Origin of the sequence: Rhizobium sp. Leaf306, from assembly GCF_001423425.1 — a bacterium.
In the GTDB taxonomy this organism is placed as follows: Bacteria; Pseudomonadota; Alphaproteobacteria; order Rhizobiales; family Rhizobiaceae; genus Neorhizobium; species Neorhizobium soli.
In genome coordinates, this window is record NZ_LMNX01000003.1 from 649,349 (window position 1) to 667,068 (window position 17,720).

At 59.6% G+C, this 17,720-nt stretch carries 15 protein-coding genes; 11 read left to right on the forward strand and 4 right to left on the reverse strand.

Features of this window, described 5'->3' with window-relative positions; translation table 11 throughout:
• Positions 1–29 precede the first annotated feature (29 nt).
• The 11 genes from ASG19_RS16360 (at position 30) to ASG19_RS16410 (ending at position 11,293) form a co-directional block, all read left to right on the forward strand.
• Entirely contained in the window at positions 30–1,235 is a 1,206-nt protein-coding gene (locus ASG19_RS16360; RefSeq protein ID WP_062459637.1) for an ROK family transcriptional regulator, read from the forward strand.
• 39 nt (positions 1,236–1,274) lie between these two features.
• A complete protein-coding gene (locus tag ASG19_RS16365) occupies positions 1,275–2,375 on the forward strand; it encodes a Gfo/Idh/MocA family oxidoreductase (RefSeq protein WP_062459640.1) in 1,101 nt (366 codons plus the stop codon).
• Between the two features lie 22 nt (positions 2,376–2,397).
• A complete protein-coding gene (locus ASG19_RS16370; protein WP_062459644.1) occupies positions 2,398–3,039 on the forward strand; it encodes a ThuA domain-containing protein in 642 nt (213 codons plus the stop codon).
• A gap of 53 nt (positions 3,040–3,092) precedes the next feature.
• A complete protein-coding gene (locus ASG19_RS16375; RefSeq protein WP_062459647.1) occupies positions 3,093–4,244 on the forward strand; it encodes a mandelate racemase/muconate lactonizing enzyme family protein in 1,152 nt (383 codons plus the stop codon).
• Between the two features lie 148 nt (positions 4,245–4,392).
• The gene (locus tag ASG19_RS16380) at positions 4,393–4,707 is read left to right on the forward strand and encodes a hypothetical protein (protein WP_062459650.1); all 315 of its coding nucleotides are present in this window, start codon (positions 4,393–4,395) and stop codon (positions 4,705–4,707) included.
• A 46-nt stretch (positions 4,708–4,753) separates the two neighbouring features.
• Positions 4,754–5,365 (forward strand): general stress protein, encoded by a 612-nt coding sequence (locus ASG19_RS16385; protein ID WP_062459654.1) that lies wholly within the window; start codon positions 4,754–4,756, stop codon positions 5,363–5,365.
• A gap of 174 nt (positions 5,366–5,539) precedes the next feature.
• Positions 5,540–6,334, forward strand: coding sequence for an exodeoxyribonuclease III (gene xth, locus ASG19_RS16390; RefSeq protein ID WP_062459657.1), 795 nt, complete (start codon positions 5,540–5,542; stop codon positions 6,332–6,334).
• Positions 6,334–6,543 (forward strand): hypothetical protein, encoded by a 210-nt coding sequence (locus ASG19_RS16395; protein WP_113165411.1) that lies wholly within the window; start codon positions 6,334–6,336, stop codon positions 6,541–6,543. The genes xth and ASG19_RS16395 overlap by 1 nt, the downstream gene beginning before the upstream one ends.
• A 95-nt stretch (positions 6,544–6,638) precedes the next feature.
• Positions 6,639–7,532, forward strand: a complete 894-nt coding sequence (locus tag ASG19_RS16400) for an NAD(P)-dependent oxidoreductase (protein WP_062459663.1) — start codon at positions 6,639–6,641, stop codon at positions 7,530–7,532.
• A gap of 214 nt (positions 7,533–7,746) precedes the next feature.
• Complete coding sequence (locus tag ASG19_RS16405) at positions 7,747–9,279, forward strand: acyl-CoA carboxylase subunit beta (RefSeq protein ID WP_062459666.1); 1,533 nt, start codon at positions 7,747–7,749, stop codon at positions 9,277–9,279.
• Positions 9,280–9,289: 10 nt separating this feature from the next.
• Positions 9,290–11,293 carry an acetyl/propionyl/methylcrotonyl-CoA carboxylase subunit alpha gene (locus ASG19_RS16410; RefSeq protein ID WP_062459669.1) on the forward strand — a complete coding sequence of 668 codons (2,004 nt, stop codon included), beginning with the start codon at positions 9,290–9,292 and terminating at the stop codon, positions 11,291–11,293.
• 57 nt (positions 11,294–11,350) lie between these two features.
• Here ASG19_RS16410 and ASG19_RS16415 read toward each other — a convergent pair whose 3' ends face one another.
• From ASG19_RS16415 to ASG19_RS16430, 4 genes are read right to left on the reverse strand one after another with little or no spacing between them, the layout of a single operon-like run.
• A complete protein-coding gene (locus ASG19_RS16415) occupies positions 11,351–12,280 on the reverse strand; it encodes a lytic transglycosylase domain-containing protein (RefSeq protein ID WP_244476198.1) in 930 nt (309 codons plus the stop codon).
• Positions 12,281–12,296: 16 nt separating this feature from the next.
• Positions 12,297–12,839: a metallophosphoesterase family protein gene (locus ASG19_RS16420; protein ID WP_062459674.1), complete on the reverse strand. Its 543-nt coding sequence runs from the start codon at positions 12,837–12,839 to the stop codon at positions 12,297–12,299.
• Between the two features lie 58 nt (positions 12,840–12,897).
• Entirely contained in the window at positions 12,898–16,062 is a 3,165-nt protein-coding gene (locus ASG19_RS16425; protein WP_062459677.1) for an efflux RND transporter permease subunit, read from the reverse strand.
• Positions 16,059–17,258 carry an efflux RND transporter periplasmic adaptor subunit gene (locus ASG19_RS16430; protein WP_082476369.1) on the reverse strand — a complete coding sequence of 400 codons (1,200 nt, stop codon included), beginning with the start codon at positions 17,256–17,258 and terminating at the stop codon, positions 16,059–16,061. Before ASG19_RS16430 ends, ASG19_RS16425 begins: the two co-directional genes overlap by 4 nt.
• Between the last annotated feature and the right edge of the window lie 462 nt (positions 17,259–17,720).

The following is a 17,720-nucleotide window of genomic DNA, read 5'->3' on the forward strand; positions in this document are numbered from 1 at the left end:
GTCATAGCGATACGGGCATCCGGCTTTCCATGAAGACTGCAGATCCAGAATTGATGCGGGCGATCAATCGTTTCACGGTGCTGGACAAGATCCGCAGGCGCGGCCCGATTTCCCGGGTCGAGATCAGCGAACGTTCGCAGCTGTCGACCACGACCGTCTCGGCTATCACTGCCTCTCTGCTCGACGACGGACTGATCCTGACGAGGCACGAGGGCGATATCAGAAATACGGCGGCACGGGGCAGGCCGCGGGTGATGCTGGAGCTCAACCCGGATGCGGCACGCGTCGTCGGCGCAAAGATCGCCAATAACCGCCTCGTTTTCGCGCTGACGAATTTCTGCGGCGAGGTTCTGTCGCAGCTCACCATCCCTGTCCGCGTCGACAGGCTGCCGATCGGCGTGATCAGCGATCTCGTCGAAGACGGCGTGCGGCGGTGCATCGTCGATGCCGGTCTTTCGTTGAGCGACATCGACACAGTCTGCTTAGGCCTGCCAGGGGTTGTCGAACATCGCACCGGAAAGGTGCGCTCCAGCCCTATCTTTCGCGAGACGGATATCAATTTCGCCGAGGAAATGACGAGCCGGCTCGGCCTTCCGACCATCGTCGAAAGCGATGCGCACGCGATCGCTTTGTCGCATCACTGGTTCGGTCAAGCCCGGGACCTCGACGATTTCGTCATCGTCTCGCTTGAGCAGACGTTGGGGCTCGCCCTTCTTCACAACGGGCAGGTGTTCCGTGGAGCTGGCGGTCTCAGTCATAATCTCGGCGACCTGGTGCTCGGCGCGACATCCGAGGAGACGCTCAGGCTTTCGGCGGTTGCCGGCGAGACAGCCATTTTCGGCGAGCAGCAGCTGGTGGGGCATTTCGCCGAAGCCGTGCGGCTCGGGCGCGGTATGGCGCATGCGCAGGCGCTGATCGCCTCCGAGAACAATCCCTTGTCGGGCGCCGCTATTAGGGCCGGCGAAGCTGTCGGGCTGGCGATTGCCAACATCGTCACGCTGTTCGGTCCGCCCCGCGTCATCATCGTCGGCTCGACGCTGGGGCTCGGCGCGGTGTTTACCGACAGCCTGCAGCAATCCTATTCCCGCGCGATCCCGAGCTCGATCAGCGAAGTCGCCGAACTGGTTTTCGACCAGTCGACCGATGAAGCCTGGGCGCAGGGAGCGGCGGTCGTCGCTCTGCGGGAGCTTTACGAGTCGCCCTGGGGAACGACAGGTCCCGCTTCGAGCCTCTAGCGCAGGCGAACCACATATTTGCAACTTTGGGAGGAGACTATGCAAAAACTCGGCATCGGCATCATCGGATGCGGCAACATATCGTCAGCCTATCTGAAAGCGATGGCGTCTTTCCCGGTCCTCGACATCCGCGGCATCGCCGACCTCAATCACGGTCTGGCGGAGCAGCGCGCCGGAGAATTCAACCTTTCGGCCAAGAGCATCGATGAGTTGCTCGGCGATCCGGAGATCCAGCTGATCGTCAACCTAACCGTGCCCAAGGCGCATGTGGAGGTCGGTCTTCGCGCCCTTGCTCATGGCAAGCATACCTATTCCGAAAAGCCGCTCGGGATTACCTTTGCGGAAGGCAAGAAGCTGGCAGAGACCGCGAAGACGACTGGTCTTCGGACCGGCGCGGCACCCGATACGTTCCTCGGCGGCTCGCACCAGACGGCGCGGTCGATCATCGATACGGGCGTGCTGGGAACGCCGGTTGGCGGAACCGCCACCTTCATGTGCCCCGGCCACGAACGTTGGCATCCAAACCCGGATTTCTACTATGAGGCCGGCGGCGGCCCGATGCTCGATATGGGGCCTTACTACATCACCGACCTCGTCAACCTTCTGGGTCCGGTTGCCAAAGTCGCGGGCTTTGCGGTCACTCCGCGCAACGAGCGCACGATCACCAGCGAACCTCGCAACGGCCAGAAGATCCCGGTGCATATTCCCACGCATGTTTCGAGCGTCATGGCGTTTGAAAACGGAGCCGTGGTGCAGATCAGCATGAGCTTCGACGTCGCGGGTCACAAGCATGTGCCGCTCGAGGTCTACGGTACCGAGGGAACGCTGATTGTCCCCGATCCGAACCACTTCGGCGGCGACATTCAGCTGCTGAAGAAAGGCGGCAGCTTCGAGCTGCAGCCGACGACGGAACCCTATGCGGATGGCAATTACCGGTCGCTCGGCGTTGCGGACATGGCTCATGCCATCCTGTCCGACCGCCCGCATCGGGCAAGCGGAGACCTGGCTCTGCATGTCCTTGAGGTCATGGAAGCCTTCGGCACCGCGGCGGACAAGGGGCAGACCGTTGACATCACTACCAAGCCCGAGCGGCCGGCACCGCTTTCGCAATCCTTGATAGACGGGCAGATCGCCCGCTGACACCACACTGGAGGAGACTGATATGCGCGAAGCTTTGATCGTATGGGGTGGCTGGAGCGGGCATGAACCGCAGGAATGCGCTCATGTCATAAGGGACATTCTTCAGGAGGATGGTTTCAAGGTCTATCTCGAAAACACGACGGAAGCGTTTGCCGATCCCTCCATTCACGACCTGTCCCTGATCGTCCCGATCATGACCATGTCGAAGATCGAGAAGGAGGAGGCAAAGAACCTCGCGTCCGCCGTGGAAAACGGTGTCGGCATCGCCGGCTACCATGGCGGCGCCGGTGACGCGTTTCGCGAATGCGTGGAATACCAGTTCATCATCGGCGGCCAGTGGGTGGCCCATCCCGGCAACATCATCGACTACACCGTCAATGTGACCCGCCCGGACGACGAGTTGATGCAGGGCATCAGTGATTTCCCATACACGTCCGAGCAATATTACATGCACGTGGATCCCTCGAACGAGGTTCTGGCAACGACCACGTTCAATGGCGATCACGCCTACTGGATCGACGGCGTTGTCATGCCTGTCGTCTGGAAGCGCAAATACGGCAAAGGGCGCGTCTTCTATTCGTCGCTTGGCCATGTGGCGAAGGAATTCGACGTGCCGCAGATGAAGACGATCTTCAGACGTGGTGCAAACTGGGCGGCGCGCTGATGGTTGCCTGACGCTCAGTCCACCCGATCTCCGACAAGCATGGCTCGGCTCTCATGAAAATCTCGGCGATAAAGCCCTATGTCACCAAACTCGGTGTTCGCAACCAACTGCTTCTCAAGGTGGAAACGGAGGAGGGGATTTATGGTTGGGGCGAGTCGGGCCTGTCATATCGAGAGAAGGCGGTTCTCGGGGCGATCGATCACTACAGCCGGTTTCTGATCGGTCGGGATCCGATGCAGTGCGGCGCCTTGTGGCAGGAGATGTATCGAAGCCAGTATTTCGAGGGCGGACGGGTGTTGACGGCCGCGATCTCTGCCCTCGACATCGCCTTTCACGATATCAAGGGTAAGGCTCTCGGAGTGCCCGTGTACCAATTGCTCGGAGGCCGGCAGCGTGAGCTAGTGCCGGCCTTCGCGACAGCCTCTGCCGAACCGGGACCTGACATGGTCGAGCAGGCGCTGCTCCTGAAGGCCTGGGGATGGCGGTGCATCCGGATGATCGCCACCGGCCAGGAAAACAGCGATCGTTTCGAACCACGCGAGTCGATCGCGACGACAGCCGAATGGGTCACCCGCGTGCGCGAGGCCGTGGGCCATGAGATAACGCTCGGTGTCGAGTACCATCATCGCCTCAGCGTCGCCGAGGCCGCCTCGTTTTGTCAAAAGCTGCCGCGGGGCACTCTGGATTTCATCGAGGAACCGATCCGCGACGAGACGCCCGGTGCCTACGAAGCACTGCGCAGAATGACGGAGATACCGTTTGCTATCGGCGAGGAGTTTTCGTCGAAATGGCAATTCCTTCCCTATGTCGAACGTGACCTCCTGCAGTTCTGCCGCATCGACATCTGCAATGTCGGCGGTTTCACCGAAGCGATGAAAATTGCCGGTTGGTGCGAGGCGCATTACGTCGACCTCATGCCGCATGCGCCGCTTGGCGCCGTATGCACGGCGGCCTCCGTCCACCTTGCCGCAGCCGTCGCCAACTTCGCTTGGCTGGAATGCCGCAACTCACCGACAGAGCAGCTGGGTTTCGGTGACCCCGCAACCTACCCGAAACAGATCGGGATGGATGGAGCCTTCTACCGCGTGCCGGACGAGCCGGGTCTCGGTGTCGATGTCAATGAATCGCTTCTTCAGGCGTCGAGCTTCGAATACAGCGAGCCGCCGCACCTGCGCCGCGATGACGGCTCTTTCACCAACTGGTGAGATCGGGACCAACCGTGTTCGTATCGTGGGTGAACGCGGATGCGCGTCCTTGGTTGATCCGCCGTGCCTAATCTCAACGGAACAAAATCCGGCTCCGCGGGTTGTCCTCCGCGCATTCGAAAGTGAATGCAGAACTTGGAGGAACACCATGAAAAAACTTAGCTTTGGCCTCGCTGCAGTCCTTCTTTCGGCATCCGCCGTTCTGGCTCAGACAGAGCCTAAGACGACCGAGACGACACCAGCGGTGAGCACCTCCGGCGAAACCAATCCGGCCGCACCGGTCGCTGGCAAGAACAGCTTCACAGAGGCGCAGGCAAAATCGAGAATCGAAGAAGCCGGTTACGCGGAAGTCTCCGGTCTGAAGCTGGACGACCAGGGCATCTGGCGCGCCATGGGTACCAAGGACGGCAAGCACGGCAACGTGGCGCTGGACTTCCAGGGCAATGTGGTGATGGCGAAGTAAGCCTGATCGTCCCAACAACAATAACGAACACGAAGAGGAAATTCCCATGCGTACCATTACTGGACTTTACGACAGCTACGATGATGCCCGCGCCGCAGTGAAGGCTCTCGAAGATGCTGGCGTGTCATCCGACGACATCAGCATCGTGTCGCACAAGAACGGCAAGGAAGATATCGAAGGCCAGGGCAGCAACGCTGCTGAAGGCGCGGGCACAGGCGCTGGCATCGGTGCCGTCGCTGGTGGCGCCGGTGGTCTTCTGGCCGGTCTCGGAATGCTCGCAATCCCAGGCGTTGGCCCGGTTGTAGCAGCTGGTTGGCTTGCAGCAACGGCAGCCGGTGCTGTCGCTGGCGCAGTGGCCGGTGGCGCAGCAGGCGGCATCGTCGGTGCAATGATCGAATCCGGTGTGTCGGAGAAGGACGCCCACCTTTATGCCGAAGGCGTACGCCGCGGCGGTTCGCTGGTCGTCGCCAAGGTCGATGACGACAAGGCAGTGGCTTCGGAAGCGATCCTGACCCGTTCGCGTTCTGTCGATCTCAACGAGCGTCGTACAGCCTACACCAATGATGGCTGGTCGCAGTTCGACGACAAGGCTGATCCTTACACACAGGACCAGATCGACGCCGAGCGCGGTCGCTACCGCACCAACACTCCGATCTGATCCATATTCTGAAAGGGCGGTCTTCATGGCCGCCCTTTCTTTATGCCGGGCAATTGCTGGCGACTGCGCAAGGCGGCATCGATCTGTCAACTTGTGCTTTGTCAAAACCAACACGCAGCACCGCAAATTTAGGCTGGGCCGCGAACTCGATAGTCGCACTCGGGTACAATTCGCGTGAAAATAGCCAGCTACAACGTCAACGGCATCAACGGGCGGATCGATATCCTCCTCCAGTGGCTGGAGGAATCGCAGCCTGATGTCGTGTGTCTGCAGGAGCTCAAAGCGCCTGATCAAAAGTTTCCAATCAAAGCCATTGAAGCAGCCGGTTACGGCGCCGTGTGGCACGGGCAGAAATCCTGGAATGGCGTGGCGATTCTAGCGCGCGGCGAAGAGCCGCTGCTGACTCGAAAGGGCCTCCCTGGCGATCCTGACGATGTCCAAAGCCGCTATATCGAAGCCCTAGTGGACGGTATCCTCATCGGCAACGTCTATCTTCCGAATGGTAATCCTTCACCCGGCCCGAAATTCGATTACAAGCTCGCGTGGCTTTCGCGACTGCAGGACTATGCCGCCGAGCTGATAGAATTAGACGTTCCGGTCGTCATCGCGGGTGATTACAACATCATACCGACCGAACTCGACGTCTATAAGCCTGAGCGATGGGCAGATGATGCGTTGTTCCGGGCCGAAGTTCGCAATGAATTCAGGGAGCTTCTCGCGCAGGGCTGGACGGATGCCATTCGCAGGTTACATGCCGACGAGCGCATCTACACCTTCTGGGACTACATCCGGAATGCGTATGGGCGAAACGCAGGACTTCGCCTCGACCATTTCCTGTTGAGCCCAGGTCTCGCAGACGACCTCTCGCGAGCCGAGGTCGACATGCATGTTCGGGGCTGGGCCCACACGAGCGACCATGCACCTGTATGGATAGAGTTGTTAGACGATCTTAAAAAAGGAGCTGAGTGATGGAAGGCCATTGGACAAACGAACTTCGCCAGAAGGTTGAGGCACTCGTCGACGAATACGTTGCAGCTGGAGCATCCCAGAGCGATGTGCTCGATGTCGTAGCAAAGACAGGGGTCGATCTGCGGCTTCCGAAAACCGATGAGCCTGATCGCGCCAGCGACAAGGCTGTTGTCGAGGAACCCGCCAACGATTGGCCGGCTGCGACGTAAGGCTGCGCGGAGGGGCGTGACGATCACGTTGCCGCGGACTACCATAACCGCCCGGCATGGCGGTTATGGCTCACATATGGGAAGGGAACAGAAACATGACAAAGCGGATCGTTTTCACTGGCGGCACCGGAAAAGCCGGCAAGCATGCGGTATCGTATCTTCTCGCGAAGGGATACTCGGTCCTGAATGTCGATCTGAAACCGCTCGATATGCCCGGCGTGAATACGCTGATCACGGATATCACCGACAGCGGCCAGGTCTTCAATGCGTTGACGACGCATTTTGGGTTCTCCGGCTTCGAAGACGGCGCACCACCATCGGCACCCGATGCGGTCGTCCATTTCGCAGCCGTTCCACGCGTGCTGATCGAGCCTGATAACAAAACATTCGAAGCCAATGTCATGGGCACCTATAACGTGCTGGAAGCCGCCATGAAGCTCGGCGTACGCAAAGTCGTGATTGCTTCAAGCGAGACGACCTACGGCGTCTGCTTTGCCGAAGGTGACAAGAATTTCCACGCGTTTCCGCTGGAAGAAGATTACGACAGCGATCCGATGGACAGCTACGGATTGTCGAAAGTCGTCAACGAAAAAACCGCTCGCGCCTTTGCCATGCGCTACGGAGCCGACGTCTATGCTCTGCGCATCGGAAACGTGATCGAGCCTGACGAATACGACAATTTCGCAGATTTCCTTGAACAGCCTATGTCGCGAAAACGCAATGCGTGGAGCTACATCGACGCGCGCGACCTTGGTCAGATCGTCCATCTCTGCCTGGAGAAAGACGGGCTTGGCTATCAGGTCTTCAACGCAGTCAACGACACGATCACCGCCGAGCTGCCAACCGCCGAATTCCTCGCAAAATATTGTCCGGATACGCCGGTCTGGCGCGAGATGGGTCGGGATGAAGCGCCGCTCTCGAACCGCAAGGCCCGCGAAGTTTTAGGCTTCCGCGAAGAGCATCCCTGGCGGCGATATATGCTTCGCTGAGCTGCCAGATTGTCCGCTTCCGCGAGGGCGGGGGAGCTTGAAATGGATGCGGACGTCAGCCTATCGGAGGGGCTGGCGTCATCTCCGGCAAGCGGTTAGCAATAGTTCTAGACGAAGCCGCAGCTTCATCTTTGATCGCGAAGGCATAAGGCGCGCCGCTGTCGCATCAGCCTTAGCTGGGGCACGGGGACGAGGGGATGGGAGACGACAACGCATGCTGCAGATAATCGAACAGCTGGAACAACGCAGGGCTGAGGCGCGTCTTGGAGGGGGACAAAGACGGATCGACGCCCAGCACGCGAAGGGCAAGCTGACGGCGCGCGAGCGGATAGAGGTCCTGCTGGACGAGGGCTCCTTCGAGGAGTTCGACATGTATGTCACCCATCGCTGTACGGATTTCGGCATGGAGACACAGAAGGTGGCCGGCGACGGTGTCGTGACCGGCTGGGGCACCATCAACGGGCGCCAGGTCTATGTCTTCAGCCAGGATTTCACAGTGCTCGGCGGGTCTCTGTCCGAAACCCATGCCCAGAAGATCTGCAAGATCATGGATATGGCGGTAAAGGTCGGAGCTCCGGTCATAGGCCTCAACGATTCCGGCGGCGCTCGCATCCAGGAAGGCGTCGCCTCGCTCGGCGGCTATGCGGAAGTGTTTCGCCGCAATGCCGAGGTTTCCGGCGTCATCCCGCAGATCTCGGTGATCATGGGACCATGCGCCGGCGGCGCCGTCTATTCGCCTGCCATGACCGACTTCATCTTCATGGTGCGCGACACGTCCTATATGTTCGTGACGGGTCCCGACGTGGTGAAGACCGTAACGAACGAGATCGTGACCGCCGAAGAACTGGGGGGCGCCACGACCCATACTCAGAAATCTTCGGTCGCGGATGCCGCATTCGAAAACGACGTGGAAGCGCTGGAAGCGGTCAGGCAGCTGTTCGACTTTCTGCCTCTCAACAATCGCCAGAAGCCCCCGGTTCGCCCTGTCCATGACGACCCGTCGCGGCTGGAGATGCGGCTCGATACGCTGATCCCAGATAGCGCGGCCAAGCCCTATGACATGAAGGAACTGATCACGGCACTTGCCGATGAAGGCGACTTCTTCGAGATCCAGGAAGCCTTTGCGAAAAACATCATCACCGGTTTCATTCGCATGGAGGGACAGACGATCGGCATCGTTGCCAACCAGCCGATGGTGCTGGCCGGCTGCCTCGATATCGACTCGTCGCGCAAGGCGGCGCGGTTTGTGCGGTTCTGCGATGCGTTTTCCATTCCGCTGCTGACGCTGGTCGATGTGCCGGGCTTCCTTCCGGGCACGGCGCAGGAATATGGCGGCGTCATCAAGCACGGCGCAAAGCTGCTGTTTGCCTATTCGCAGGCCACCGTGCCGATGGTGACGCTGATAACCCGCAAGGCATATGGGGGCGCGTATGACGTGATGGCGTCCAAACATATCGGCGCCGATATCAACTATGCCTGGCCGACGGCTGAAATCGCCGTTATGGGCGCTAAAGGTGCGACCGAGATCCTGTATAGGTCGGAGCTTGACGATCCGGACAAGATCGCAGCCCGCACCCGGGAATACGAGGAGCGGTTCGCCAACCCGTTTATCGCGGCAGAGCGTGGCTTTATCGACGATGTGATCATGCCGCATTCGTCGCGCCGTCGTATCGCAAGGGCATTTGCCTCGTTGCGCGACAAGCAGGTGCAGACCCATTGGAAAAAGCACGACACAATCCCGCTGTGAGGCTCCAAGCATGATCAAGAAAATCCTGATCGCCAATCGCGGCGAAATTGCCTGCCGGGTCATCCGGACCGCCAAGCGGATGGGTATCGCAACCGTCGCCGTCTACTCGGACGCCGATCGTGATGCGCTGCATGTGAGGATGGCGGATGAGGCGGTTCATATCGGTCCAGCACCTTCCGACCAGTCCTATATCGTCATCGACCGTATTCTCGATGCCGTCGCGAAAACAGGCGCAGATGCCGTCCACCCTGGATACGGGTTTCTGTCGGAAAACGCCCTGTTCGCAGCAGCGCTCGAGAAAGCTGGCATCATCTTCATCGGTCCGCCGGTCAGGGCGATCAAAGCGATGGGCGACAAGATCACGTCCAAGAAAATCGCCGCCGAAGCGGGCGTTTCGACCGTGCCGGGTCACATGGATCTCATTGCGGATGCCGATGAGGCCGTAAAGATTTCCTCCTCGATCGGCTATCCGGTCATGATCAAGGCGTCTGCCGGCGGTGGCGGCAAGGGCATGCGGATCGCCTGGAACGATGCCGAAGCCCGGGAAGGTTTCCAGTCATCCAAAAACGAGGCGAAGTCTTCCTTTGGCGACGATCGCATCTTCATCGAAAAATTCGTGACGCAACCGCGTCACATCGAGATCCAGGTACTCGGCGACCAGCACGGGACCACGCTCTATCTCGGGGAGCGCGAATGCTCGATCCAGAGGCGAAACCAGAAGGTTATCGAGGAAGCGCCGTCTCCCTTCCTCGATGAGCAGACCCGGAAAGCGATGGGCGAGCAGGCCGTCTTGCTCGCAAAGGCCGTTGGTTATTTCTCCGCGGGCACAGTCGAATTCATCGTCGACGGCAACAGGAAATTCTACTTCCTCGAAATGAACACCCGGCTGCAGGTCGAGCATCCTGTGACGGAGCTAATTACCGGCGTCGATCTCGTCGAACAGATGATCCGGATCGCGGCCGGTGAAAAGCTGGCCCTCAGCCAGGACGACGTGAAGCTTGAAGGCTGGGCGATCGAAAGCCGGCTCTATGCCGAAGATCCCTATCGCAATTTCCTGCCGTCGATCGGCAGGCTCAGCCGCTACCGTCCACCGGTCGAGGGCGTCAAGCAAGATGGCACGATCGTGCGCAACGATACCGGCGTCTTCGAGGGTGGCGAGATTTCGATGTACTACGACCCGATGGTCGCCAAGCTCTGCACCTGGGCAAAAGACAGGACGGCTGCGATCGATGCGATGGCGACTGCGCTCGACGGTTTTGAGGTCGAGGGCATCGGCCACAACCTACCCTTCCTCTCGGCGGTCATGAGCCAGGAGCGTTTCCGCTCCGGCAACTTGACGACGGCCTATATCGCCGAGGAGTTTCCCGATGGCTTTTCCGGTGTGCAACCCGATGCGGATGCGTTGCGGACGCTGGCAGCGATCGCGGCGTTTGCGCATCAGATGATCAGGCAACGGGCGCTGCAGATCTCAGGAACGCTTGCGACCGCTGGCCGCGTGACGGCAAAGGACTGGATCGTGGCGCTGGCAGACGCTGAGGAAACGGTCACGATCGAGACCGGATCGGCAGAAAGCGCCGTCGTATTTGCAGATGGCAGTCGCTTCGCGATCTCTTCGGACTGGCTGCCCGGCAAGCGACTTGCCAGTTTTACCATCGGTGACAGAGTTGCCGAAGTGAAAATCGATCTGATCGGATCGGCCATCCGGCTACGTTGGCGCGGTATGGATGTCAGGGCGCGGGTGCGTTCACCGCGTGTTGCGCAGCTTGCACGCCTGATGCCGGTCAAGGTCCCGCCGGATATGTCGCGAATGCTGCTTTGCCCGATGCCCGGCGTCATCACCTCGGTCACGGTCGGCGTGGGCGATCAGGTGGAAGCAGGTCAGACGCTGGCGACTGTCGAGGCGATGAAGATGGAAAATGTCCTGAAGGCGGAACGTCGTGGCGTGGTGAAGCGGGTGACAGCATTGCCCGGCCAGAGCCTTGCGGTTGATGAACTAATCATGGAATTCGAGTAAGGCCCGCCGACGATCTCTCAGGAAACGGTATCGACGCCCACACACAGGGTCCACGGTTCAGCGGTTCTTGAGAACCGTGCAGGAAACGCCGTGGGCTTTAATTTCATTGCAAAGCTTGACTGCAGCGGCCCGGCTTTCCTCACCGATGCGGGCTGCGTAGCGCGGACGACGACCGAAATTTCCGCCGCGCTGGCGCACGATAAGTGCGCGTTCGGCATTAAGCGGCGAGGGCAGTTTCGCAGCCGAGGCGGCAAATAGCCGGCCGGCAACGCCAGGGTTATAATGCGCGGCGAGCTGGACACCCCAGGGCGCCCAGTCGGCTGACGCACCGAGAACCGGATCGTTGATGCGCCGAGTGTCCGCCAGCGCGACGCAGGCGTCCTTAAACGGTTTTTGAGGGTCCAGATCGGGTGCGGCAACCGCCGGAGCATTGTCTCTCCAGACTTCCGCGGGATAGCCTGTAATCGCGAAGACGTAGTCCCGCGTCTCCATCGGCAGGCTTCCTGAACCGAGAAACCGCTGAAGCCTTGCCTCTCCGGCATTGTAGGCGGCTGCCGAGAGACCAAAATTGCCGAACTTGTCTTTCATTTCAGCAAGATATTTGGCCGAAGCATCGAGCGCATCGATGACGTTGAAGCTGTTGTCCAAGCCGCGCAAACGGGCGGTATCGGGCATGAATTGCGCGATACCCTGCGCGCCCTTCGGGCTGACTGCTTCAGGCCGAAACAGGCTTTCACGCCATATCAGGCGGGCGAAAAAGGCGGGCGGCATCTTCTGTTCTGTCGCGAAATGTTCGATCGCGTGACAGAGATCGACGTTGAACGTCTCCTTGGCGATGCAGAGCGCTTCGTCGCCGTCGCGCCGCTCGTAGAGGCACTCCGTCTCTTTGGTTGGTTCCGGAGGTGCGGTCTCGGCAGCGACAGGGTCGGCAAAGGCAGCCGCGACCATCAAAGCGCCAGCGCCCAGAAGTTGGAATTCCCTTTTCAACAAAAACCGCTCTCTTCTATCCGTTCGCATGTCCGCCGCCCTGCGTCACGACAGAGGCGACCTTTGGCGCTGCCTTCTTCTTGACGACATCCTCCAGCGTTACCGGCCGAAGCCCCTGCGCATCGACGCCAACGTCAAACTGCCGTGGCAGCGGTTTGAGCCGGCCATGCGAGTGGCCGTGGAGGTTGATCGATTTCTTGCCCATCTTGTTCCAGGTGCGAAACGCGTAGTGGCAGAGGATCAGATGGACATCGTCGATATGAAGCTCATGATAGTGCTGCACGGACGTCCAGCCACTGGCCGACGTCGTGGTCTCCGGGTCGTTATTGCCGATGATCAGGTGTTTGCGGCCGTTGAGCTTTTCCAGTAGCGCATCGCAATCGCCACCGCGCACGGACATGAAATCGCCGAGATGCCAGATATCGTCGTCAGCGCCGACTATGTCATTCCAGTATTGAATGAGTGCCTCGTCGTGCGCGACCATGTCCGGGAACGGTCGCCGGTCGATGCGCAACACGCGGGGATCGCCAAAATGAGTGTCGCTGGTGAAGTAGATCATGAGGTTTTAACCGGACCGTGCGAGAAGGACAGCCGCATCTATAACGGACATGCCGGTGCTATGCGGTCTCTGTCTTGGCCTCCAGATTTTCTGCCTTAGCTTTGCGGCCGCTGAAGATTCGCCGTACGAGCACGAAAAACAGCGGAACGTAAAGCGTTGCAAGGATCGTCGCCGTGATCATGCCGCCGATGACCGCCGTACCGATCGCGATGCGGCTCTGTGCACCCGCGCCGGACGAAATTGCAAGCGGCAAAACGCCGAAGATGAAGGCAAGACTGGTCATCAGGATCGGTCTTAGCCGCAGGCGGGCGGCTTCCATGGCCGAATCGTAAGCGCTCTTGCCGGACCGTTCCGCCTGTTCCGCGAACTCGACGATCAGAATCGCATTCTTTGCAGAAAGGCCCATTGTGGTCAGAAGGCCGATCTGGAAGTAAACGTCGTTCTCCAGTCCGCGCAACGTGACAGCACAGACCGCTCCGATGATGCCAAGCGGGATGATGAGCATGACCGAGAACGGGATCGACCAGCTTTCGTAAAGTGCTGCAAGGCATAAGAAGATGACGAGAAGCGACAGCCCGTACAGGATGGGCGCTTGTCCGGCGGACAGTCTTTCCTGGTACGAGAGACTGCTCCAGGCCACCGACGTTCCCGGCAGATCCGCTGCCAGTTCCGTCATACGGTCCATTGCCTGACCGGAGCTTAGGCCCGGTCCCGCTTGTCCCTGGATTTCGTAGGACTGCAACCCGTTGAACCGCGTCAGCGTTGTCGGCGCCTGGGACCAGCTCGTCTTGGCAAACGAAGAGAAAGGTGCCATTTCGCCGCTTGCCGTGCGCACATACCAGCCATCGAGATCCTCGACAGCGCCGCGGTGGGCGGCATCACCCTGGACGTAGACCCGCTTCACGCGCCCACGGTCCACGAAATCGTTGACATAGACGCCACCCCAGGCTGCGCTCAGGGTTGCATCGACATCGGACTGCTGGATCCCGAGCGCACCGACCTTTTCGTCGTCTATGTCGATCTGTAACGTCGGGACGTCTTCAAGTCCGCTCGGACGTACGCGCGCAAGTGTCGGATCCGCAGTCGCCGCAGCGAGAAGCTGGTCGCGCCGCTGCTTGAATTCCGTCAGGCTGAGATCGCCATTGTTCAAAAGCTGCATGGTGAAGCCGTTGGACTGACCCAGTCCCTGCACCGATGGCGGTGTCAGCGCAAAGAACTGGGCGTCGCGCAAGGAACGCCCGAGCGCGGCTGTGGCACGCGCCACAATCGAGGCGGCCGCGTTCTCTTCGCCCACTCGTTCGTCCCATGGCTTGAACTGCACAAAACCCTGACCGACGTTCTGGCCGGAGCCGCTGAAACGGAAACCCGAAATCGTAAACAGGCCAGCAATATTCGCCTGCTCCGGTCCGAGGAAGTGGTCTTCGATCGCGGCTGCCGTCTCGACCGTGCGAACACGGGTTGCGCCGGGGGGAAGGGTGTACTGAACCACGCCGTAACCCTGATCCTCGACCGGAAGAAAGCCGCCGGGAAGTTGGAGGAAGAGAAACACGACGGCGCCGACCAGCGCACAAAAGGCGATGATCGAAAGCCAGATCCTGCGGATGGCGATCGTGACGGCCGCGAGATAAGTCTTTTGAACCCAGCCGTAACCGCGGTCGAACATCGTCCCAAACCGCCGGATCAGGCCGCCAGTTCGCTTTGGCGCATCCTCTTTGCCGCGTGGTTTCATCAGCGTTGCGGTCAGGGCCGGCGTCAGTACCAGCGCCACCACGACCGACAGAACCATTGCGGAGATAACAGTAACCGAGAACTGCCGGTAAATGACACCGGTTGAGCCGCCGAAGAATGCCATCGGAACAAACACCGCCGACAGGACCAGCGCGATCGCAATCAACGCCGTCTGGATTTCACCCATCGAGCGAAGCGTCGCGTCACGGGGGCTTAAGTCCGGCTCTTCCTCCATGACACGTTCGACATTTTCGACGACGACGATCGCGTCATCGACCAGAAGACCGATGGAGAGGACCAGTCCGAATAGGGTGAGCGTGTTGATCGAATATCCGAACAGTGCGAGCACGCCGAACGTGCCGAGCACGACGACCGGGACGGCAAGTGCTGGAATAAGCGTCGCGCGCCAGCTGCGCAGGAAGACGAACATGACGATGACGACGAGAACGATCGCCTCGATCAGTGTCTTCACCACTTCCTCGATCGAAAGCCGGATAAACTCGGTGGAGTCACGAGGGTAGGTGACGCGGTAGCCATCCGGCATGTTTGCCGCTTCGCCATCGATAGCCGCTTTCACCAGCTCGGCCGTTTCAAGCGCGTCCGCGCCGGGGGCAAGCTGAACGGCGATGCCGGATGCCGGATGACGGTTGAAACGGGTGAAGCGCGTATAGCTTTCCTGTCCGAGTTCGACGCGGGCGACATCCGCCAAGGTGACACGTGCGCCGCTTTCGTCTGTGCGGATGACGATCCGCTGGAACTCCTCCGGTGTCGTCAGGCGCGAACGGGCGGTCACGATCGCATTCAGCATCTGCGTGTCGGGGGAGGGTTGGGCGCCGATCTGGCCGGCCGCAACCTGCGTATTCTGCGCCTCGATCGCGGTGATGACGTCCGACGGCATCATCCCGTATGAAAACAAGCGACCTGGGTCGAGCCAGACCCGCATCGCGTATTGCGAGCCGAAAAGGTTGGTATCGCCGACGCCGGGAAGGCGACCGATCCGCTCCTGGAGATTGGCGGCAATGTAGTCCGAAATATCGGAATCCTTCGCCTTATCGGTTTCATCGTAAACTGCGGCGACAAGCAAAAAGTCACTGTTGGACTTCGTAACGGTGAGACCTTGCTGCTGCACCTGCTGGGGCAGGCGAGAGAGAGCCTGCTGCACTCTGTTTTGAACCTGAACTTGTGCGATATCGGGATCGGTGCCCTTGTCGAATGTTACCGCGATCGTGACCTGGCCTTCGGCGCTGGAGGTCGACGTGAAGTAGATGAGGCCGTCGATGCCGGTAAGCTGCTGCTCGATCACCTGTGTCACGCTGGTTTCAAGCGTTGCAGCTGAAGCCCCAGTGTAATTGGCGCGGATGTTCACCTGCGGCGGCGCGATATCCGGATACTGCTCGACCGGAAGCGTCAGGATGGAGCCGATACCACCCAACATGATCACGATCGCGATCACCCAGGCAAAGATTGGACGATCGACAAAGATACGGCTGATCATAGCGCGGGGACCGCCTTGTTCTCTGTTGCTTCTGCGGTCTGCTTCTTACCCAAGTCAACAATCTTGACCTTGTCGTCGGGTTTGACCTTGGAGACGCCTTCAACGATGACCCGGTCTCCGGGAGCAAGGCCTTCCGTCACAAGCCAGCGATTGCCGACAGCCTGAGCGACCTGTAGCGCACGCCGCTGGACGGTATCTCCCTCGCCGACCACGAGCGCGCTTGCCTCTCCCGTCGGGCTCCTCGTCACGCTCTGCTGCGGCACGAGGATCGCGTCCTTCGCTTGAGTCTGTGAGAGAACTGCGCGGACATACATGCCTGGCAGCAGGATGGCGTCGGGGTTCGGAAACTCGGCGCGAAGTGTGACAGATCCGGTCGACGGATTGACGGTGACATCGGTAAACTGGAGTTTGCCCGGAAGCGGATATTCCTGCCCGTCTTCCAGTTTCAAACGCACCTCGGCCGTGTCCTTGGACAATTCGCTCGAGGCCATCGCATCTCGCAGCTTCAGTAGCGCGGTCGAGGATTGCTGAATATCGACGAAGATCGGGTCGAGGCGCTGGATGGTCGCCAAGGCTTGCGTCTGCTGTGCCGACACGAGCGCACCTGTCGTTACCAGCGAACGGCCGATCCTGCCGCTGATCGGCGCGGTCACCTTGCTGTAGCGCAGGTTGATCTCCGCGGTCTGGAGCTTCGCATTGTTCTGCGCGACGGCCGCAGTGGCAGACCGGAGCGCTGCAGTGGCATCCGTAAACGCCTGCTCGCTAACCGCTCCCTTTTGCGCCAGGGGCTTTAAACGTTCGAATTCGATCCGCGCGTTGTCTTCGCCCGCCCGTGCGCTTTCAAGATTGGCGCGTGCCTCCGCAACCGAGGCTTCGAACAGGCTTGCATCGATCTGGTAGAGCGTGTCTCCCTTCTTGACGAAAGCACCCTCGGTAAACGAGCGAGCCTCGATGATCCCTGACACCTGGGGCCTGACCTCAGAAGTCTCGAACGGGGATGTGCGACCTGCAAGCTCGTTCACGAGCGGCACGTCTTCTGTCATCGCCGTCACAATCCCGACTTCCGTTGGCTGGCGCGGTGGCTTTGCTTCCTCCTCTGCCTGCAGATTGCAGCCGGCAAGTGCAACGGCACAGCCGATGGCTGCAAGCCGCGGCAGCAACCCCTTCTTCGGGTAGGAGAACTGTGTGGGGATCATCGTAATTTGGCCTGTTCCGTCGCTGCCGAGATGAGTTGCTCGGCAGGTAACGCGGAAGGCGGCAAATCGTACGGTGCTGTTTCATCACGATGTTGCGATGCAATCGCGAGCCGGACTTTTTGTTTCCGAGAGGCCTGAGAAAGCTGGCCCATGAGAGCTGGCTTGTCCGCAGTTTCTGCAAACAGTTTCAGAGTAGCTGTATGGTGACCGCTTCGACCAGAATATGATAGATATTCTCTATGACCGTCTGGAAATCCGTTTTGAACGGTGCCGACAGGTTTTTAGAATGTTCCTAAAGTGTTCATATTATCGGTATCTAATATTATAGTTTGCTAATTTTGCAACGCGGTCGCGATTCCGCTGCCCCCTTAAATCTAGGGGTATGTCGATTGCTATTTTCTATCAGGTCATTTGTTTCGTGCCTCAATGTCATTCGGGCACGAACCGCTTGATGGATAGTGG